This window comes from Cupriavidus neocaledonicus, assembly GCF_000372525.1.
Taxonomy (GTDB): domain Bacteria; phylum Pseudomonadota; class Gammaproteobacteria; order Burkholderiales; family Burkholderiaceae; genus Cupriavidus; species Cupriavidus neocaledonicus.
Window position 1 is genome coordinate 65,088 of record NZ_AQUR01000091.1, and the last position, 19,563, is coordinate 84,650.

Annotated in this window: 19 protein-coding genes; 4 read left to right on the forward strand and 15 right to left on the reverse strand. The window is 67.0% G+C overall.

What is annotated here, in order from left to right; translation table 11 throughout:
• The first annotated feature begins 102 nt into the window (after nt 1–102).
• Nucleotides 103–1,062, forward strand: a complete 960-nt coding sequence (locus A3AG_RS0112200) for a DMT family transporter (RefSeq protein ID WP_018005673.1) — start codon at nt 103–105, stop codon at nt 1,060–1,062.
• 187 nt (nt 1,063–1,249) lie between these two features.
• A complete protein-coding gene (locus A3AG_RS0112205; protein ID WP_018005674.1) occupies nt 1,250–1,771 on the forward strand; it encodes a DUF4124 domain-containing protein in 522 nt (173 codons plus the stop codon).
• 51 nt (nt 1,772–1,822) lie between these two features.
• On the opposite strand, the gene A3AG_RS0112210 is transcribed toward A3AG_RS0112205, so the two are convergent.
• Both A3AG_RS0112210 and A3AG_RS0112215 read right to left on the reverse strand, forming a co-directional pair.
• Complete coding sequence (locus tag A3AG_RS0112210) at nt 1,823–2,170, reverse strand: RnfH family protein (protein WP_018005675.1); 348 nt, start codon at nt 2,168–2,170, stop codon at nt 1,823–1,825.
• Nucleotides 2,157–2,594 carry a type II toxin-antitoxin system RatA family toxin gene (locus A3AG_RS0112215; protein ID WP_012352934.1) on the reverse strand — a complete coding sequence of 146 codons (438 nt, stop codon included), beginning with the start codon at nt 2,592–2,594 and terminating at the stop codon, nt 2,157–2,159. Before A3AG_RS0112215 ends, A3AG_RS0112210 begins: the two co-directional genes overlap by 14 nt.
• Nucleotides 2,595–2,773: 179 nt before the next feature.
• Between A3AG_RS0112215 and smpB the strand changes: the two genes are divergently transcribed.
• Nucleotides 2,774–3,226, forward strand: a complete 453-nt coding sequence (gene smpB / locus A3AG_RS0112220; RefSeq protein WP_018005677.1) for an SsrA-binding protein SmpB — start codon at nt 2,774–2,776, stop codon at nt 3,224–3,226.
• Between the two features lie 49 nt (nt 3,227–3,275).
• Here the strand turns inward: smpB and A3AG_RS0112225 are convergent, their stop codons facing one another.
• From A3AG_RS0112225 to ppsA, 3 genes are all read right to left on the reverse strand, one after another.
• Complete coding sequence (locus A3AG_RS0112225) at nt 3,276–4,208, reverse strand: SPFH domain-containing protein (protein ID WP_018005678.1); 933 nt, start codon at nt 4,206–4,208, stop codon at nt 3,276–3,278.
• A 108-nt stretch (nt 4,209–4,316) separates the two neighbouring features.
• On the reverse strand, nt 4,317–4,751 hold the full coding sequence (locus A3AG_RS0112230) for an NfeD family protein (RefSeq protein ID WP_018005679.1): 435 nt from the start codon (nt 4,749–4,751) through the stop codon (nt 4,317–4,319).
• Nucleotides 4,752–4,903: 152 nt separating this feature from the next.
• Complete coding sequence (ppsA, locus tag A3AG_RS0112235; protein WP_018005680.1) at nt 4,904–7,288, reverse strand: phosphoenolpyruvate synthase; 2,385 nt, start codon at nt 7,286–7,288, stop codon at nt 4,904–4,906.
• Between the two features lie 405 nt (nt 7,289–7,693).
• Between ppsA and ppsR the strand changes: the two genes are divergently transcribed.
• Nucleotides 7,694–8,497 (forward strand): posphoenolpyruvate synthetase regulatory kinase/phosphorylase PpsR, encoded by an 804-nt coding sequence (gene ppsR, locus A3AG_RS0112240; protein ID WP_010809585.1) that lies wholly within the window; start codon nt 7,694–7,696, stop codon nt 8,495–8,497.
• A gap of 59 nt (nt 8,498–8,556) precedes the next feature.
• Here ppsR and A3AG_RS0112245 read toward each other — a convergent pair whose 3' ends face one another.
• From A3AG_RS0112245 to ispC, 10 genes are all read right to left on the reverse strand, one after another.
• Complete coding sequence (locus A3AG_RS0112245; protein ID WP_018005682.1) at nt 8,557–9,339, reverse strand: TrmH family RNA methyltransferase; 783 nt, start codon at nt 9,337–9,339, stop codon at nt 8,557–8,559.
• On the reverse strand, nt 9,336–10,109 hold the full coding sequence (rnhB, locus tag A3AG_RS0112250; RefSeq protein WP_018005683.1) for a ribonuclease HII: 774 nt from the start codon (nt 10,107–10,109) through the stop codon (nt 9,336–9,338). Before rnhB ends, A3AG_RS0112245 begins: the two co-directional genes overlap by 4 nt.
• Nucleotides 10,109–11,326, reverse strand: coding sequence for a lipid-A-disaccharide synthase (lpxB, locus tag A3AG_RS0112255; RefSeq protein WP_018005684.1), 1,218 nt, complete (start codon nt 11,324–11,326; stop codon nt 10,109–10,111). Before lpxB ends, rnhB begins: the two co-directional genes overlap by 1 nt.
• 12 nt (nt 11,327–11,338) lie before the next feature.
• Nucleotides 11,339–12,142 carry an acyl-ACP--UDP-N-acetylglucosamine O-acyltransferase gene (gene lpxA / locus A3AG_RS0112260; RefSeq protein WP_018005685.1) on the reverse strand — a complete coding sequence of 268 codons (804 nt, stop codon included), beginning with the start codon at nt 12,140–12,142 and terminating at the stop codon, nt 11,339–11,341.
• 134 nt (nt 12,143–12,276) lie between these two features.
• Entirely contained in the window at nt 12,277–12,726 is a 450-nt protein-coding gene (fabZ, locus tag A3AG_RS0112265; protein ID WP_010809590.1) for a 3-hydroxyacyl-ACP dehydratase FabZ, read from the reverse strand.
• Nucleotides 12,727–12,738: 12 nt separating this feature from the next.
• On the reverse strand, nt 12,739–13,830 hold the full coding sequence (gene lpxD / locus A3AG_RS0112270; RefSeq protein ID WP_018005686.1) for a UDP-3-O-(3-hydroxymyristoyl)glucosamine N-acyltransferase: 1,092 nt from the start codon (nt 13,828–13,830) through the stop codon (nt 12,739–12,741).
• A 50-nt stretch (nt 13,831–13,880) separates the two neighbouring features.
• Nucleotides 13,881–14,408 (reverse strand): OmpH/Skp family outer membrane protein, encoded by a 528-nt coding sequence (locus A3AG_RS0112275; RefSeq protein WP_018005687.1) that lies wholly within the window; start codon nt 14,406–14,408, stop codon nt 13,881–13,883.
• A 22-nt stretch (nt 14,409–14,430) separates the two neighbouring features.
• Nucleotides 14,431–16,764, reverse strand: a complete 2,334-nt coding sequence (gene bamA, locus A3AG_RS0112280; protein WP_018005688.1) for an outer membrane protein assembly factor BamA — start codon at nt 16,762–16,764, stop codon at nt 14,431–14,433.
• A gap of 99 nt (nt 16,765–16,863) precedes the next feature.
• Nucleotides 16,864–18,267: an RIP metalloprotease RseP gene (gene rseP / locus A3AG_RS0112285; protein ID WP_018005689.1), complete on the reverse strand. Its 1,404-nt coding sequence runs from the start codon at nt 18,265–18,267 to the stop codon at nt 16,864–16,866.
• A 104-nt stretch (nt 18,268–18,371) separates the two neighbouring features.
• Complete coding sequence (ispC, locus tag A3AG_RS0112290; RefSeq protein ID WP_018005690.1) at nt 18,372–19,553, reverse strand: 1-deoxy-D-xylulose-5-phosphate reductoisomerase; 1,182 nt, start codon at nt 19,551–19,553, stop codon at nt 18,372–18,374.
• Between the last annotated feature and the right edge of the window lie 10 nt (nt 19,554–19,563).

A 19,563-nucleotide genomic window follows, 5' to 3' on the forward strand; every position in this document is an offset into this window, starting at 1 on the left:
ACCGAATTATACAGGAATGCGCGATTTGCTGATGCCCGCCAACGGCTTTCCCAGGTGCTGTCTGCTATGCTCGTTGTCTTTTTATCCGGGGCACGGCGAAGTATGGGAATCGGCGTATTGTGCGGGCTGCTGGCTGGTGCGTTCTGGGGCATGGTCTTCATCGCCCCCAAGCTGCTGCCCGCGTTTTCGCCGTGGGAGCTGGCCATCGGCCGCTACCTGGCCTACGGGCTGGTGGCCTGCGTGGCGGCGCTGCCGCTGCTGCGGCGCATCGCGCGCAAGCTGACCCGCGCCGATTGCGTGGCGCTGCTGCGCCAGGCCTTTACCGGCAACCTGCTCTACTACGTGCTGCTCGCCTTCGGCGTGCAGCTGGCCGGGGTCGGCCCGACCTCGCTGATCATCGGCATCCTGCCGATCTCGGTCACCATCATGGGCCGGCGCGACCACGGCGCGGTGCCGCTGTCGCGGCTGCTGTGGCCGCTGCTGGTGGTGGCCGCGGGCATTGCCTGCATCAACATCGACCTGTTCGGCGGCGGCCAGAGTACCCATGCGGCGGCGGCCGGCGCCGTGGCGCGGCCGGTGTGGCAGAAGCTGGCCGGGGTCGCCTGCGCCGCCGGGGCGCTGGTCTGCTGGACCCTCTACGCGGTCGACAACGCGCGCTACCTGCAGCGCAACCCACATTACAGCGGCAATGAATGGTCGGCGCTGTACGGACTGTCGACCGGCGCGGTGTCCGCGGTGCTGGCGCTGGCCGGCTGGCTGATCGCCGGCGACGCCCTGGGCGCCGCCGACAGCGGCCGCGACTGGCAGTGGTTCTGGATGGTCAACGCCGCGGTGGCGCTGGGCGCCTCGCTGATCGGCAACAACCTGTGGAATATCGCCAGCCGGCGCCTGCCGCTGACGCTGTCGGGGCAGATGATCGTGTTCGAAACGCTGTTTGCGCTGGCCTATGGCTTTATCTTCGAGCAGCGCTGGCCGCGCGCGCTGGAAATCGCCGCGATCGTGTTGCTGATGGTCGGCGTGGCGTGGTCGGTGCGCTTGCACGCCACGGACAAGTCTGCGTAGACTAGCGAACCATGGCGCGGGGGTCACACGCGCCAGCTAAAAATACAACCACACCCAGGGTCAAACCGGCGCTACGCATTGCCTTGCATGCGAGGCGCCCAGGCGGTCGCCGCGGTGGTCTGCCGCGGCATCGCCATGCATGCAGCCGGCGGCCCGTGCTTCCAGAGCCACTTTGAGACGTCCCGCCATGCTACGATCGTCCGCGCCGTGCCTGCTTGCCGCCGCCCTTGCCACCGTCCTGGCCGTGCCTGCGCCGGCCCTCGCCTACTGGCAGTGGCGCGACGCCAACGGCCACATGGTGTACAGCGACGTGCCGCTATCGACGGCCGCGGCCAGGGTCCTGCGCGCCCCGGGGCGCCCCGCCGGCGACTTCCAGCCGGTCCAGTCGGCGCAGCCCGCGGACGCCGCCGGCGCCGCACCGGCTCCCGCCAAAGCCTCGGCCAGGCCCGCCGCGCCGACGCCCGAAGAAGCGTTCCAGAAGCGCCGCGAAGCCAGCCTGAAAGCCGCTGCCGAGGAAGCCCGCAGGGAAACCGAGGCGGCCGAGCGCGCCGCGCGCTGCGCGCAGCTGCGCAACTACGCCACCGGACTGCAACAGGGCATGCGCGCCGCGGTCGCCGGCCCGGACGGTTCGCTGCAGCACCTGAACAGCGAGCAGCGCCAGGCGGAACTCCTCAGGACCAGCGCCAACCTGGAAAAGCACTGCAACTGAAGCCACGAAAAACGGGGCCCGGGCCCTGTTTGGCTGGCGGCGAGGCGCGGCTCAGCTGTTGCCGCGCAGCCATTTCTGGCCCTCGCGCGTGCCGCTGGCGCGCTGCTTCTGCACCCGCTTGCGGCGCGCCTGCTTCGGATCCGCCGTCAGCGGCCGGTACACCTCGACGCGATCGCCATCGCGCACCACCGTCTCCGGGGTCTTGAGCTTGCCGAAAATGCCCACGCGCATGGTCGCCGGATCGACCTCCGGGCACGCCTGCTGCAACCCGGAGCCGACGATGGCCGCGGCAATGGTGGTGCCGGCGGGCACGTCGATGTCCTTCAGGAACACGGCATCCGGACGCGCGTAGCAGACCGCGATATGCACCGTGCCGGCGCTGCGTTCAGCTGGTGCCATAGACCACCTCGGCGCGCTTGACGAAGGCATCGACAAAGGTATTGGCGATCATGCTGAAGACCGGGCCGATGAGCTTCTCCAGCAGCAGGCTGGAAAACTCGTAGTGCAGGTGGAACTCGATCTTGCAGGCGTCTTCGCGCAGCGGCGTGAAGCGCCATGAGCCGTTGAAGGTCTTGAACGGCCCGTCGGCAAAGGTCATGTCGATACGGGTGGGGCGCTCCTGGGTATTGCGCGTATGGAAGAACTGCTGGATGCCCTTGAAGTGGATATGGATCTTGGCGTCGAGCCTGGTCTCGGTCTGCTCGAACACCTCCACGCCGCCGCACCATGGCAGGAACTTGGGATAGTCCTCCACGCGGGTGACCAGGTCGTACATCTGCGCGGCGGAGTAACCGAGCAGGACGGATTTATGGACGTCTGCCATGTAAGGGGAAATCTGGCTTGCGGCCATGCCGCGCGCGCTGCGCGGCAGGCATGCGCCTGTGCCGGGGGCTGGTTTGCTAGAATCCCGATTTTAGCCGACCCGCGCGCCCCGCGGCATCCCGCCATGCGGCGCTGCAGCGAACCGGCCAGCATCCACCCTACCGCATCCTACCCGCACGCATGACCATTGCAGACAACAAGAAGGCCTTCTTCGACTATTTCATCGAGGAACGATACGAGGCCGGGATCGTGCTGGAAGGCTGGGAGGTCAAGGCGATCCGCGCCGGCCGCGTACAGATCAAGGAAGGCTACGTGGTCGTGCGCGACGCCGAGATGTTCCTGATCGGCGCCCATATCAGCCCGCTGCAAAGCGCCTCCACCCACGTCAAGCCCGATCCGGTGCGCACGCGCAAGCTGCTGCTCAAGGCCGACGAAATCAAGAAGCTGATCGGCAAGGTCGAGCAGCGCGGCTACACGCTGGTGCCGCTGAACCTGCATTACACGCGCGGCCGCGTGAAATGCGAGATCGGGCTGGCCAAGGGCAAGAAGCAGTTCGACAAGCGCGAGACCGAAAAGCAGCGCGACTGGCAGCGCGAGAAGGCCCGCATCATGAAGGGCGACACCAAGCACTGAGCCGCAGCGCCGCGGCCCCGCTTGCGGCCGCCCTTGATTCCTTGCCCCTTCAAGCGGCCTTCTGCTGCCCCTTCACGATCTGCAGCGCCGTGGCGATCATGCTGCTCATGTCACCCATATTGCCCGGCACGATCAGCGTATTGCCCTGCTTGGCCAGGTTGCCGAACGCGGCCACGTATTCCTCGGCCACCTTCAGGTTGACCGCATCCATGCCGCCCTCGGTGCGGATCGCATTGCCGATCTTCTGGATCGCCTGCGCATTGGCCTCGGCCACCGCCAGGATCGCGCTGGCCTCGCCCTGGGCCTTGTTGATCGCCGCCTGGCGCTCGCCCTCCGACTTCTGGATCGCCGCCTCGCGCGCGCCGGTGGCCAGGTTGATCTGCTCCTGGCGCTTGCCTTCGGAAGCCGCGATCAGCGCGCGCTTTTCGCGCTCGGCGGTGATCTGCGCCTGCATCGCATGCAGGATCTCCTTGGGCGGGGTCAGATCCTTGATCTCGTAGCGCAGCACCTTCACGCCCCAGTTGGACGCGGCTTCGTCTAGCGCGTTGACCACGCTGTGGTTGATGAACTCGCGCTCCTCGAAGGTCTTGTCCAGCTCCAGCTTGCCGATCACCGAGCGCAGCGTGGTCTGCGACAGCTGCGTGATCGCGACCACGAAATTGCTCGAGCCGTACGAAGCCTTCATCGGGTCGGTGACCTGGAAGTACAGCACGCCGTCGACCTGCAGCTGCGTGTTGTCCTTGGTGATGCAGACCTGGCTGGGCACGTCCAGCGGGATTTCCTTGAGCACGTGCTTGTAGGCGACGCGGTCGACGAACGGTACTACGATCGACAACCCCGGCGTCAGGGTCGCGTGATAGCGTCCCAGGCGCTCCAGCACCCAGGCATGCTGCTGCGGCACGATCTTGATGCCCTTGGCAATCAGCACGATAACGGCGATAAGGATGATCAGCGGCAGCAAACCAAGCTGAAAAGCAAGCATGTAACGATCCTCCAGGCAGAACACATCGGTACGGCGCCGCCGGTCGGCGGCAGGCGGAACACACCGCGGCCGCGGCCGCGATGCGCACAAGACTTGGCAGACAGGGCTTCAGCGCGGCGACACCACCAGCGTGCTGCCGCGCACCGCGACGATGCGGTAGCGGCCCGGCGCCAGGGCGCGATCGGGGGGGCAATCGGGCGCCAGCTCGACGGTCCAGTCGGCGCCGCGGTACGGCACGCGCGCGCGCCCGTTGGCGTCCCACGCCGGCACGTCGAGTTCCTGGCCGATATCGAGATTGACGTTGGGATCGGCCGCGGCATTGCCGCGCCGCAGCTTGCCGAAGCGGGTGCGGCGCAGCCCGGCGATCAGCACCGCCGCCACCAGCGCCCCGACCAGGGCCTGCGCCGCGGACGATGCGCCGAGCCAGGCCGCCACCCCGGCGGCGGCCAGGCCCACCGCCACCATCAGCAGATAGAACGTGCCGGTGTTCAGTTCGACGATCACCAGCAGCACCGCTGCCACGAACCAGATGTAGTACGCCATCCAAGCTCCCGTTCGCCTACGGACTTCCCGAAAAAGTAAAAACCCCGCAGCGCCATACAGCGTCTGCGGGGCTTTGTAACACCTGACGCAGGGCCGGTGCCTCCGCCGGCTGCCCGAGGGCGCCGGCAGTCGTTATTGTGACGTCAAAGGCCTCAGGAAGCCAGCTGTTGCCAGGTCTCGACCACCGAGTCCGGATTCAGCGAGATCGACTTGATGCCTTCCTTGGCCAGCCAGGCGGCAAAGTCCGGATGGTCCGAAGGGCCCTGGCCGCAGATGCCGACGTACTTGTCCAGGCGGATGCACGCCGAGATCGCGCGCGACAGCATGAAGCACACCGCCGGGTCGCGCTCGTCGAAGTCCTTGGCCAGCAGCTCCATGCCCGAGTCGCGGTCAAGGCCCAGCGTCAGCTGGGTCAGGTCGTTCGAGCCGATCGAGAAGCCGTCGAAGAACTGCAGGAACTCTTCGGCCAGGATCGCGTTGGACGGCACTTCGCACATCATGATGATGCGCAGGCCGTTCTCGCCGCGCTTCAGGCCGTGCCTGGCCAGCAGCTCGATCACCTTCTCGGCCTGGCCGAGCGTGCGCACGAACGGCACCATGATCTCGACGTTGGTCAGGCCCATTTCGTCGCGCACGCGCTTCATCGCCTTGCACTCCATCTCGAAGGCTTCGGCGAAGTCTTCGGCGATGTAGCGCGAGGCGCCACGGAAGCCCAGCATCGGGTTTTCTTCATCCGGCTCGTAGCGCGAGCCGCCGATCAGCTTCTTGTACTCGTTCGACTTGAAGTCCGACAGGCGCACGATCACGGGCTTCGGGTAGAACGCCGCGCCGATGGTGGCGATGCCCTCGGCCAGCTTGTCGACATAGAACGCGCGCGGGCTGGCATGGCCGCGGGCCACGCTTTCGACGGCCTTCTTCAGGTCGGCGTCGACCTGCGGGTAGTCGAGGATGGCCTTCGGGTGGACGCCGATATTGTTGTTGATGATGAATTCCAGGCGCGCCAGGCCGACGCCGTTGTTCGGGATCTGCGCGAAGTCGAACGCCAGCTGCGGGTTGCCGACGTTCATCATCAGCTTGACGTCGATTTCCGGCATCTCGCCGCGCTGGACCTCGGTCACTTCGGTTTCCAGCAGGCCGTCGTAGATGCGGCCTTCGTCGCCCTCGGCGCACGACACCGTCACCAGTGTGCCGTCCTTGAGCACGTCGGTGGCATCGCCGCAGCCGACCACAGCCGGCACGCCCAGTTCACGCGCGATGATGGCGGCGTGGCAGGTACGGCCGCCACGGTTGGTGACGATGGCCGAGGCGCGCTTCATCACCGGCTCCCAGTTGGGGTCGGTCATGTCGGCCACCAGCACGTCGCCGGGCTGCACGCGTTCCATCTCGGACGGGTCGTTGATCACGCGCACCGGGCCGGTGCCGATCTTCTGGCCGATGGCGCGGCCGCTGGTCAGCACGGGTGCGGTGCCCTTGAGCTTGAAGCGCTGCTCGGCCTTGCCGGCCGACTGGCTCTTCACCGTTTCCGGGCGGGCCTGCAGGATGTAGATCTTGCCGTCCTTGCCGTCCTTGCCCCACTCGATGTCCATCGGGCGGCCATAGTGCTTCTCGATGATCATCGCGTAGCGCGCCAGCTCGGTCACGTCTTCGTCGGTGATCGAGTAGCGGTTGCGCAGTTCGCCGGGCACGTCGACGGTCTTCACGCGGCCGGCTTCGCCCGGCTTGGTGAATTCCATCTTGATCAGCTTGGAGCCGATCGAGCGGCGGATGATCGGGTACTTGCCGGCCTGCAGCGTCGGCTTGAAGACGTAGAACTCGTCCGGGTTGACCGCGCCCTGCACCACGGTTTCGCCCAGGCCATAGCTGGAGGTGATGAAGACCACGTCGGGGAAGCCCGATTCGGTGTCGATGGTGAACATCACGCCGGAAGCGGCCAGGTCCGAGCGCACCATGCGCTGGATGCCGGCGGACAGCGCCACCACGTCATGGGCGAAGCCCTTGTGCACGCGGTAGGAGATGGCGCGGTCGTTGTACAGCGAGGCGAACACGTGCTTGATCTTGTCGAGCACGTCGTCGATGCCGCTGACGTTCAGGTAGGACTCCTGCTGGCCGGCGAACGAGGCGTCGGGCAGGTCTTCTGCCGTGGCCGACGAACGCACCGCGAACGAGGCCTCGGCGCCTTCGCGCTCGGACACGCGGGCATAGAACTCGCGGATTTCCTGTTCCAGGCGCGGCTGGAACGGCGCGGTCGCGACCCAGTCGCGGATCTCGGCGCCGGCCTCGGCCAGGGCCTTGACGTCGTCGACGTTCAGGGTCTTCAGCCGTTGCGAGATGCGCTCGGTCAGGTTGTTGTGGGCAAGGAAGTCGCGGAAGGCGAGCGCGGTGGTGGCAAAGCCGCCCGGAACCCGGACGCCGGCTTCCGCCAGCTGGGAGATCATCTCGCCCAGCGACGAATTCTTGCCGCCGACGATTTCCACGTCAGCCATGCGCAACTGCTCGAACGGCAGCACATAGGCGCCGTTATCTGCCTGGTTAGTCATGAGAGCCTCAAAACAAAGTAGAAAACTGGTTGCGCATGCCCGGTATGTTGTGGATGTTCTGTTCCCGGACGGATCGCTTGGCTAAGCAACCCCGAACTGGCGCTGCGGACCTGGCGCTACGGCTCTCATCGCGTAGCGCGCATTGTCGACAATTCCGGCGCGGTTTGTGGCGTGGGCATGTTGCGGAGCCGGCCACCCTCTGGAATTGCTTAGCGAAAAGATCGCCGCTATTCTACCGTGCTGCGCCGCACTTTTCTGCGGAAGATTCAATCTATTTATTCCACCCTCCCCATGTCCCAGCCAGAAGCGCCCGGAACGGCGACACCCGGGTCCCAGCCTGGAACGCAACCCGAAAGCCCTGCGGCGCCGGCGCCCCAGGCCGCCGAGCGCCCCGCGGTGCGCACCGTGTTCATCGTCTCGGATGGCACCGGCATCACCGCCGAGACCTTCAGCCACTCCATCCTGGCGCAGTTCGAGATGCGCTTCCGCAAGGTGCGCATGCCCTTCGTCGATACCCCGGAAAAGGCACATATCGCCGTCGGCAAGATCAACGAGGCGTTCCACAACGAAGGCGTGCCGCCGATCGTCTTCACTACGCTGGTCAACCAGGAAGCGAACAAGGCGCTGCGCCGCGCCAAGGCGATGATCCTGGACATGTTCCAGACCTTCATCGAGCCGCTCGAGAAGGAACTGGGCCTGAAATCCACCCACGCCATCGGCCGCTTCCACCAGAATGCGGACACCGAGGCCTACAAGAACCGGATCGAGGCGATCAATTTCTCGCTGGCGCATGATGATGGCCAGTCACACAAGAACCTCGAAGAAGCCGATGTGATCCTGGTGGGTGTGTCGCGCAGCGGCAAGACCCCGACCAGCCTCTACCTGGCGATGCAGTACGGGCTGAAGGCCGCCAACTATCCGCTGATTCCCGACGACTTCGAGCGCGGCAGGCTGCCGTCTGCACTCTATGCGTTCAAGCCGAAGATCTTCGGCCTGTCGATCGACCCGCAGCGCCTGACCGAGATCCGCAACGAGCGCCGCCCCGGCAGCAAGTACGCCGCGCTGGAAAACTGCCGCTACGAGGTCAACGAGGCCGAGGCGATGATGCGCCGCGAAGGCATCAAGTGGCTGTCGTCGACGCACAAGTCGATCGAGGAGATCGCGACCACGATCCTGCAGGAGATCAAGGTCGATCGCGACAACTACTGAAGCAGGAAAAAAGCGGCCGCATGGGCCGCTTTTTTTATGGGTCGCGCCGCCGCCCGCGCTCAGCCGGCGCGCCGCTGGCGCACCGCCTCGAACAGGCAGATCGCGGTCGCCGCGGCGACGTTCAGCGACTCCATCCCGCCGGGTTGCGGAATGCCGACCTTGCGGGTCACATGCGCCATCCAGCCGTCGCTGACCCCTGCCCCTTCGTTGCCGACCACCCATGCCACGGGTCCGCGCAGGTCGGTATCGAACACCGCGGCCTCGGCGTGCGAAGAGGTCGCCAGCAGCGGGATCGCCAGCCGCGGCGCCAGCGCCTCGAGCGTGCAATGCTCGACGATGTTCAGGTGGAAGTTCGCGCCCATGCCGGCGCGCAGGGTCTTGACCGACCACGCAAAGGCACAGCCGGTGGCGAGGAAGGCGTCGCGGATGCCCGCCGCGGCCGCGCTGCGCAGGATCGAGCCGACATTGCCCGCGTCCTGCACGCCGTCCAGGATGATGCAGTCCTGCTCGATGCGCGCCGGCAGGTGGCCCGCCGGCGTCTCGATCACCAGCATCAGGTCGATGCCGTTGACCACGCCGCTGATCTGCGTGAACAGCGCATCGGCCAGCACCACCACGCGCTCGCTGTCCACCCGGGCCAGCAGTGGCGCCACTTCGGCGTGGTCGTAGTGGCGCTCCGACACCACGCAGGTCACGGGCTGGCCGCGCGCGGCCACGTAGGCCTGCGCCAGGTGCACGCCGTCGAGCAGCGACTGGCCCGCCTTGCGGCGCTGGTGCGTGGAACCGGCAAGCGCCTTCAGGTGCTTGAACAGCGCGTTGTCGCGCGAGGTGACGTGCTTCACGATGCTTCGGGTGGGAGGAAAGTGCCGCGCTGGGTAGCGGCCTCGGTCGCGGCACCGGCGAAGATGCCGGTGTCAGCGGCCGCGATGTCTTCGGTCACCGGCGCGGCGGCGGCGATGGCGGCAAACACCGGCCGTTGCGCCAGCGCCTCGCGCACCGGCGCGAACGAGCGGCGATGGTGCGGGGTCGCGCCGAACTCGGCCAGCGCCGCCATATGCTGCGGCGTGCCGTAGCCCACGTGCGAATCGAAGCCGTACTGCGGGTAGGCCGCGTGCAGTTCCATCAGGGCGCGGTCGCGCGCCACCTTGGCCAGGATCGACGCGGCCGAGATCGCCTTGACCAGCGCATCGCCCTTGACGATGGCTTCGACCGGGTACGCAACCTGCGGGCAGCGGTTGCCGTCGACCTGCACCAGGTCCGGCACCACGCCGCTGGCGGCCAGGCCCTGCACGGCACGCTGCATCGCCAGCATGCTGGCGTGCAGGATGTTGATGGTATCGATCTCCTCGACCGTGGCAAAGGCGATATGCCAGCCCAGCGCGCGCTCGCAGATCTTCTCGTACAGCGCCTCGCGCTTGGCCGCGGTCAGGATCTTGGAATCGGCGAGGCCGCGGATCGGGCGTTTCGGGTCGAGCACCACCGCGGCGGCATAGACCGGTCCCGCCAGCGGGCCGCGGCCGGCCTCGTCGACGCCGCACAGGCGCTGGATGGCGCCGGCCGCCGGCGCCAGGTCCAGTCCCAGCTGCGGTGATGCAGCATTGCGCCGTGCCATCAGACGGTCCCCCGGCTGCGCATCAGGTCGACCACGACATCGGCCGCCAGCTGCGCGGTATTGCACTTGAGCGTCTCGTGCATGCGCGTGAAATGCTCGTACAGGAAGGCGGTATTGCCCTCGTCGTTGAGCTGCAGCAGGGTCTCGCGCGCCAGCGCCTCGGGCGTGGCGTCGTCCTGCAGCAGCTCGGGCACGACAAAACGCCCTGAAAGGATATTAGGCAATCCCACGTAGGGCAGATAACCCTGGCGCTTCATGATCTGCGCGGTCAGCCAGGGCACCTTGTACGAGATCACCATCGGCTTCTTGTACAGCGCCGCCTCGAGCGTGGCGGTGCCGCTCGCCAGCAGCACCACGTCGGCGGCTTCCATGGCCTGGTGCGACTTGCCGTCGACAATGGTGAGGCACAGTTCCGGATGCTGTTGGTGCAGGTCTTCGACGATGGCGCGCAGCGGCGCGCTGGCCGCCGGCAGCACGAACGCCAGCTTGGGATCCATGCGCTGCATGCGAGCCATCGCGGCGAAAAAGGTGGCGCCGAGGTTGCGCACCTCGGACTGGCGGCTGCCCGGCAGCACCGCCACCACGCGGTGCCCGGGCGGCAGCTTGAGCGCGGCGCGCGCGCCGGCCACGTCGGGCACCATCGGGATCACGTCGGCCAGCGGATGGCCCACGTAGGTGGCCGGAATGCCGGCCCGGGCGTAGATCTCGGGCTCGAACGGGAACAGGCACAGGATGTGGTCGACCGCGCGCGCGATGGTGCGGATGCGCCCGCCGCGCCAGGCCCAGATCGACGGGCTGACGAAATGCACCACCGGGATGCCGGCGCGGCGCAGCGGCACTTCCAGGCCGAAATTGAAGTCCGGGGCATCGACCCCGATAAAGCACAGCGGCGGCTCGGCCAGCAGCCAGTCGCGCACCGCGCGCCGCGTCGCGAGGATCTCGCGCAGCGAGCCCAGCACCTCGACATAGCCATTGACCGACAGCGTCTCCATCGGCCAGCGCGAGGTGAAGCCCTGCGCCATCATGCGCTTGCCGCCGATGCCGGCGTAGTCCACCGCTGCGCCGGCTTCGGCCAGGCGCGTCTGCAGGCCGCTCATCATCAGCGAAGCCAGCAGGTCGCCCGAGGCCTCGCCGGCCACCATGGCGATGGTGCCGCGCTTGCCCGCGGCGCTACCGTTGCCCGCGGGCAGGTCCTTGCGAATCGCGGCGTCAGCCATGTGGGTCCGGTCTCAGCGCACGATGCCGCGCTGGGTGGCGGCAAGGAAGTCGACAAAGGCCTGCAGCGGCGCCGCGGTGCCGGCATCCACCTGGGCCAGCAGTGCGGAAATCTCGTTGCGCGCCTCGTCGAAGCTGAGGTCGGATTTGTAGAGCAGCTTGTAGGCCTGGCGCAGCGCGGCGATCTGGCCGGCGTCGAAGCCACGCCGGCGCAGCCCTTCGACGTTGATGCCGTGCGGCGTGGCCTTGTTGCCGCTCTTGTCGCTGGCCGCGATCACGAACGGGGGCACGTCCTGCACCAGCGCCGAGGCGCCGCCCAACATGGCATGGGCGCCGATGCGCACGAACTGGTGCACGCCGCTCATGCCGCCCAGGATGGCCCAGTCACCCACCTCGACGTGGCCGGCGATCTGCGCGTTGCTGGAAAACACGGTGTGGTTGCCGACCGTGCAGTCATGGGCGATATGGACATAGGCCATGATCCAGTTGTCGTTGCCGATGCTGGTCAGGCCGCGGTCCTGCACCGTGCCGGTGTGGATCGTGGTGAATTCGCGGATGGTGTTGCGGTCGCCGATCTCGAGCCGGGTCGGCTCGTTGCGGTATTTCATGTCCTGCGGCACGCCGCCGACCGAGGCATAGGGGCCGATGTTGTTGCCCGCGCCGATCGTGGTATGGCCCTCGACCGTCGTATGCGAGCCGATCCGGGTGCCGCTGCCGATCCGCACGTTGGGGCCGACGATGGAGAACGGGCCGACGCTCACGTCGGCGGCCAGCTCTGCCTTCGGGTCGACCAGTGCGGTGGGGTGGATTTGCGTCATGCGTACTGTCCTGTGATGGGTCTGGTGAAGGATGGGCCAATGCGCCGGGCAAAGGTTCCCGTCCGGGCCGTCCGCCCCCGCGAAGCGGGAGCGCGGCAGTCAGCCCGCGGCGGCGCCGCGGGCCGCGGGCGGCCTCACTCGGCCTGCTTCACGGTGCACATCAGCTCCGCCTCGCAGGCCACCTTGTCGTCGACCGTGGCGAACGCCTTGAACTTCCAGATGCCGCGAATATAGCGCTCGACCGTCACGTTCATGTGCAGCTGGTCGCCGGGGTACACCACCTGCTTGAAGCGCGCGCCGTCGATGCCGACGAAGTAGTACAGCGCGCCTTCCTTGCGCTCCATGTCGGCGCCGAAGGTCAGCAGGCCGGCCGACTGCGCCAGCGCTTCCAGGATCATCACCCCCGGCATCACCGGCTGTTCGGGGAAATGGCCCTGGAAGTACGGCTCGTTGATGGTGACGTTCTTCAGGGTCTTGATCCGCTTCTGCGCCTCGAACTCCAGCACGCGGTCGACCAGCAGGAACGGGTACCGGTGCGGCAACAGCTTGAGGATCTTGCGGATATCGATTTCGGCCGCGCTCATGATGATTTCTCTTTAGTCTTGTGAGGTTTGGGACCCGGCGGCCTGGCCGCGCAGGCGGCGTTCCAGCGCCACCACCCGTTCGCGCAGCTTGCTCAGGCCGCGCACGATGGCTGCATTGCGTTCCCACTCACCGTGCGGCAGGAACGGGAAGACGCTGGTGAAATGGCCACCGGGCTTGGTAATGGATTTGGTGATCGAGGTGCCGCCCGACACCGTGGTGCGGTCGGCAATGGTCAGGTGGCCGGCAAAGTTGGCCGCGCCGCCGATCACGCAGAAGCGGCCGATGCGGGTGCTGCCCGACACCGCGGCACAGCCGGCGATAACCGTGTGCGCGCCGACCCGCACGTTGTGCGCGATCTGGACCTGGTTGTCGATCTTGCAGCCGTCCTCGATCACGGTGTCGGCCATGGCGCCGCGGTCGATCGCGGTATTGGCGCCGACCTCGACGTCCTGGCCCAGCACTGCGCGCCCGGTTTGCGGGATCTTCACGTATTCGACGCCGCTCGCGCTGATGTCCGGCGCAAAGCCGAAGCCGTCGGCACCGATCACCACGCCGCTGTGCAGGATGGCGCGGGCGCCGACCACGCAGTGGTGGTAGACCGAGACATTGGCGTAGAGCAGCGCATCGTCGCCGATCTCGGCGTGCGCGCCGACATAGCCGTTGGCCAGGATGCGCACGCGCTCGCCCAGGCGCGCGCCGGCTTCGATGACCACGTTGGGACCGATGTAGCACGAGGCCGGCACCACCGCGTCGGGCGCCACGGTGGCGCGCGCATCGATGCCGGTGCGCGCGTCGGTATTGGCGGCGCGGTCGAAACGCTGCGCCACGCGGGCAAAGCAGACGTAGGGATTGCGCGCCACCAGCCAGTTGCGGCCGTCGGCCCTGCCTTCGGCGCGCACGCGCTCGAGGTCGGCGGCCGAGACGATCACGGCGCCGGCCCTGGCATCCAGCGCCTGCTGCAGGTAGAGCGGATTGGACAGGAACGAGAGCTCGCCCGGTCCGGCCTGGTCCAGGGGGGCCAGGCCGGTGATCGCCAGGTCGGGGTCACCCACAACCTGCGCGCCGTTCTCGGTGGCGAGCTGACCCAGTGTGGGTGTCTGCATGGCGGTACTTCCTGAAGAAAGAACGAACGAAGGAACGAAGCAGCGGCGGCTTACTTGCTGCCGGCGTTCAGCACCTTCATCACGTCGTCGGTAATATCGATGCGCGGATTCACGTACACCGCTTCCTGCACGATCAGGTCGTACTTGCGCTGTTCGGCGAGCTGGCGGATCACGCGGTTGGCGCGCTCCAGCACCTGGGCCAGTTCCTCGTTGCGGCGCTGGTTCAGGTCCTCGCGGAACTCGCGCTGCTTGCGCTGGAACTCGCGGTCCAGGTCAGCCACTTCGCGCTGGCGGCGCTGGCGGTCGGAATCGGCCAGCACGGCCGTGTCCTTGTCCAGCTTGTCGGCCATGCCCTTGATCTTCTGGGCCATGTCCTGCAGCTCGCGGTCGCGCTTGGAGAACTCCTGCTCCAGCTTGACCTGGGCCGCCTTGGCCGGCTGCGAATCGCGCAGGATGCGCTCGGAATTGACCGCGGCGATGCGCGCTTCCTGGGCAGCGGCCGGCAGCGCGGCACAGATCGCCGCGGTGGCGAGCGCGGCGGCGCCCAGGGACTTGACCAGTTTGGATGTTGTAGTCATGAAAACAGATCCTTTTTCAGAATCAGAATGCCGTGCCGATCTGGAACTGGAAGCGCTGGACCTTGTCGTTGGGGTCGCGCCTGAGCGGGAAGCCCATGCTGAGCTTCAGCGGCCCGATCGGCGACAGCCAAGACATGCCGAAGCCGGTCGAGTACTTCAGGTCGCTGAAGCTCAGCGGCTCGCCTTCCTGATAGACGTTACCGAAGTCGAAGAAGGTGAACAGGCGCAGCGTGCGGTCCACGCCCGAACCCGGCAGCGGGAAGATGAACTCGACGTTGCCGATCATCTTGGAGGCGCCGCCCACCGGGTTGCCGTTCTGGTCCTTCGGGCCCAGCGTGCTGGTCTGGTAGCCGCGCACCGAGCCGATACCACCGGCGTAGAAGTACTTGAACACCGGGAACGGCGTGTTGCCGTAGCCGTGGCCGTAGGCGACCTCGCCGTTCAGTGCCAGCGTGAAGGCCTTCGAGATCGGGTAGAAGTACTGCTGCTGCACGCTGGCGCGGTAGTACTGCGTATCCCCGCCCGGCAGGCCGACTTCCAGGTTGGCCTGGGTGTACGGGCCCTTGGTCGGAACCAGCGCGCTGTCGCGGCGGTCGCGCGCCCAGCCGATCGTGAACGGGAAGTTGTTGATGCCGTCGCCGGAGTTCTTGCCGATCTGGCTCAGCCAGTTCTTGTACTGGTTCGGCGTGTTGACCGAGGTGTACACCTGGGTGCGTTCGTAGCCGATGCCGAAGAACACGGTATCGACTTCCGAGAACGGCACGCCGAACTTGAAGCCGCCGCCGGCCGAGACGATCTTGTAGTCCTGGTCGCCGGTGTAGTACAGCGGGCGCGAGGTACGGTAGTAGATATCGGTCGAGCGGCTGATGCCGTCCACCGTGAAATACGGGTCGTACTGCGTCAGCGCAATGGTGCGGAACGACTTGGCGGTGTTCACGTCCAGGCCCAGGCTGGTGCCCGAGCCGAACACGTTGTCCTGGCGCAGGCCGGCCTGCAGCACCAGCTTGTCGGTCGACGAAAAGCCCACGCCCAGGCTGATCTGTCCGGTCGGCTTCTCGGTCACGTTGACGTTCACATCGACCTGGTCGGGCGCGCCCGGCACGTCCTCGGTGGTGATGTTGGTGTCGGTGAAGTAGCCGGTACGGTTGATGCGCGCCTGCGACTGCTGCAGCTTTTCGCTGTCGAACCACGAGCTTTCCATCTGGCGCATCTCGCGCCGCACCACTTCGTCGCGGGTCTTGCTGTTGCCGACCACGTTGACGCGGCGCACATAGACGCGGCGGCCCGGATCGACCATCAGGGTCAGCGCGACTTCACGCTTTTCCTTGTCGATCTGCGGTTGCGGGTTGATGGTTGTGAACGCGTAGCCGTAGGTGCCGAGCAGGTCGGTAATGGCCTTGGTGCTCTGCGTCAGCTTCTCGGACGAGAAAATATCGCCCTTCTTCAGCTGCAGCAGCTTTTCCATTTCCTCCTGCTTGCCGAGCAGCTCGCCCGCCAGGCGCACGTCGGAAACCTTGTACTGCTCGCCTTCCTTGATGTTCAGCGTCAGGAAGATGTCTTTCTTGTCGGGCGTGATCGAGACCTGGGTCGATTCGATGGCGAATTCCAGGTAGCCGCGGTTCAGATAGTACGAGCGCAGCGCTTCCAGGTCGGCGGTCAGCTTCTGCTTCGAGTACAGGTCGTTCTTGGTGTACCACGACAGCCAGTTCGGCGTGGACAGCTGCATCTCGTCGCGCAGCGTGCTTTCCTTGAACGCCTTGTTGCCGACGATATTGATCTGGCGGATCTTGGCGACCGGGCCCTCTTCGACATTGAACACCACCGAGACGCGATTGCGGTCCACCGGCGTGATCGTGGTCTGCACGTCGGCGGCATAGTAGCCGCGCGCGACGTACTGGCGCTTGAGCTCCTGCTCGGCCTTGTCGATCAGGGCCTTGTCGTAGTAGCGGGCCTCGGCCACGCCGACCGCGCGCAGCGAGCGGCGCAGCGTGTCCTTGTCGAATTCCTTGATGCCGACGAACTCGAGCTGCGAAATCGCCGGGCGTTCCTCGACCTGCACCACCAGCACGCCTTCCTCGGCGCGGATCTGCACGTCCTTGAAGAAGCCGGTATTGTAGAGGGCACGGATGGCATCGGCGCCCTTGTCATCGGTGAAGGTTTCACCGACGCGCACCGGCAGGTAGCCAAACACGGTACCCGGTTCGACGCGTTGCAGTCCCTCAACGCGGATGTCCCTGACGACGAACGGATCGGCAGCCCAGCCCGCCGGGCTCCAGGCTGCAATAACGGCACTCGCCAGCAAACCCAGCGAAATGCGCTTATGTCTGATCAATGTTGATCCCCTCTTTGATTCCATCCAGGATTGCGCTCCGATGCCTCATTGGACTGCGCCTGGCAAATGGCGTCCCCGGCGACGGTGTCCGACGACACCACCACCCCTTGCCGACACACGTTTCTAGCCGTTCGCCAGAAACATTCGGCTGACGTCATTGAACAAAGCGAGCGAAGTCAGGAGCAAGATGCAGGCGATGCCAACCTTCTGCAGCATTGCCTGCCAGTGGTCTGGGACGGGCCGGCCAGTCAAAAATTCCACGCAATAATACAGCAAATGCCCCCCATCCAGAACCGGAATGGGTAACAAATTGAGTACGCCAAGACTAACGCTGACCAGCGCCAGGAAGCTGACAAAGGCCTGTATGCCGAGGTTTGCGGCACGTCCGGCGTAGTCCGCGACGGTCAGCGGACCGCTCAGGTTCTGCAGCGAAGCCTGCCCCACCAGCATCTTGCCCAGCAGCTTGAGCGACAGCGCGCTGGTATCCCAGACCTGCCCCGCCGCGCGTGCCAGCGCCTGGTCCGGCCGGTAGCGCACGGTCTCCATCTGCACCGCCTGGCTGAGCGCGGCGCCCAGCTTGCCAGCGGGCGCCGGCGCGGCGCCGCTGGCATCGGTGGCGCCATCGCGCGCCGCGGCCGTGTCGAGCGTGACCGGTACGTCCAGGCGCTGGCCGTCGCGTTCGATGCCCAGCGTCACGGCCTGGCCTGGCTGGCTGCGCACCGCCTTGATCAGCGCGCTGGCCTGCGTCAGCGGGCTGCCCTGCCAGGCTACGATGCGGTCGCCCTTGCGCAGGCCGGCGCGTTCGGCGGCCGAATCGGGAAGCACCTCGGTGATCGTCACCGGCCCGCCCTTCAGGTTCAGGCCGAGCGTGGCCAGCGGATCCTGCTCGGGGTTGCCGCCGGTATTGGGCAGGCGCGGCAGCGTGACGTCGCGCTCGGCACCGTCGGCGCCGCGCACGCGCAGCACCGCGCGCGCGTCGCCGAAGCCTTCGGCAAACACCGCCATGCGCAGGTCGTTCCAGGAACGCACCGGCTCGGTGTGGCCGTTGGCGGTCAGCGACAGCACCCGGTCGCCCTCGCGCACGCCGGCCTGCGCCGCCATGGTGCCGGCCGCGGGCGCCGCCACCACCGGCACGGGTTCGCGCATGCCGCCGGCGAACAGCGCGAAATACAGCACGATCGCCAGCGCGAAGTTGGCCAGCGGACCCGCCGCGACGATGGCGAAGCGCTTGCCCACCGGCTGGCGGTTAAAGGCGCGCGGCAGGTCGGCCGGGTCGATCGGGGCGTCGCCCGCGGGATCGAGCTCGCGCTCGTCGAGCATCTTGACGTAGCCGCCCAGCGGAATCGCCGCCACGGTCCATTCGGTGCGGTCGCGGCTTTTCGAGATCCAGCGCAGCAGCGGCCGCCCGAAGCCGATGGAAAAGCGCAGCACCTTCACGCCGCAGGCGCGCGCGGCCAGGTAGTGGCCCATTTCGTGCACGTAGATCAGCACGCACAGGGCAACGATGAAAGCGAGTACGGTTTGCATGGTGCGGGGACGTCGGTAAGGTCGCTGGGCCGGCCCGCGCGGTCCTGGAAGGACCGGCCGGCGCAGCCGCTATTGTCGCAGATGCGGCAGACCGCCCCGCCGCATCAGCGGGCGATGGCCCGCGCGCTGACGCCGGCCCTGGCCGCCTCGCGCGCCAGCGCGTCGGCACGGAGCACGGCCTCGAGCGTATCGGCTGGGCCGTTCGGTGCTTCGTCCAGCACCTGGCGCACGATGCCGGCGATATCGGTAAAGCGCACCTGACCGGCCAGGAATGCCTCTACCGCCACTTCATTGGCGGCGTTGAGCACCGCCGGCGCCACTCCCGCCGCGCGCAGCGCGTCGAAGGCCAGCCCCAGGCATGGGAACCGCACCAGGTCTGGCTTTTCGAAATGCAGCCCGCCGGCGACGGTCAGGTCGAGCGGGGTCACGCCCGCGTCGATCCGCTCAGGATAGGCGAGGCCATAGGCGATCGGCGTGCGCATGTCCGGGTTGCCCAGCTGCGCCAGCACCGAGCCATCGGCGTAGGCCACCATCGAATGCACGATGCTCTGCGGGTGGATCAGCACCTCGATGCGTTCGGCCGGGGCGCCGAACAGCCAGTGCGCCTCGATTACCTCGAGGCCCTTGTTCATCATGGTGGCGGAGTCGACCGAGATCTTGCGGCCCATGACCCAGTTGGGATGGGCGCAGGCCTGGTCGGGCGAGATATCGTGCAGCGTGGCCGGGTCGCGCGTGCGGAACGGCCCGCCCGACGCGGTCAGCAGCACCTTGGCCACGCCGCGGCCGTAGCGCGGGTCGTCGGCGGGCAGGCACTGGAAGATGGCGTTGTGCTCGCTGTCGATCGGCAGCAGCGTGGCGCCATGCTCGCGCACCGCGTCCATGAAGATGCGCCCGGACATGACCAGGGCTTCCTTGTTGGCCAGCAGCACGCGCTTGCCGGCGCGCGCCGCCGCCAGCGTCGGACGCAGGCCCGCCGCGCCGACGATGGCGGCCATCACCGCATCGGTCTGCGCATCGGCGGCGATGGATTCCAGTGCGGCCTCGCCGTAGCTGACCTCGGTGGCGACGCGGGCAGCGCGCAGCAGCGTTTCCAGCTCGCGCGCCGCCTCGGCCGTTCCCACCACGGCGCGCGCCGGGCGGAACTCGATGCACTGGTCGGCCAGCTTGCGCACCTGCCGATGGGCGCTGAGCGCATGCGCCACGTAACGGCCGGGATGGCGCCGGATCACGTCGAGCGTGCTGTCTCCGATGGAGCCGGTGGCGCCCAGGATGGTGATGCGATGCATAGCAGACGGC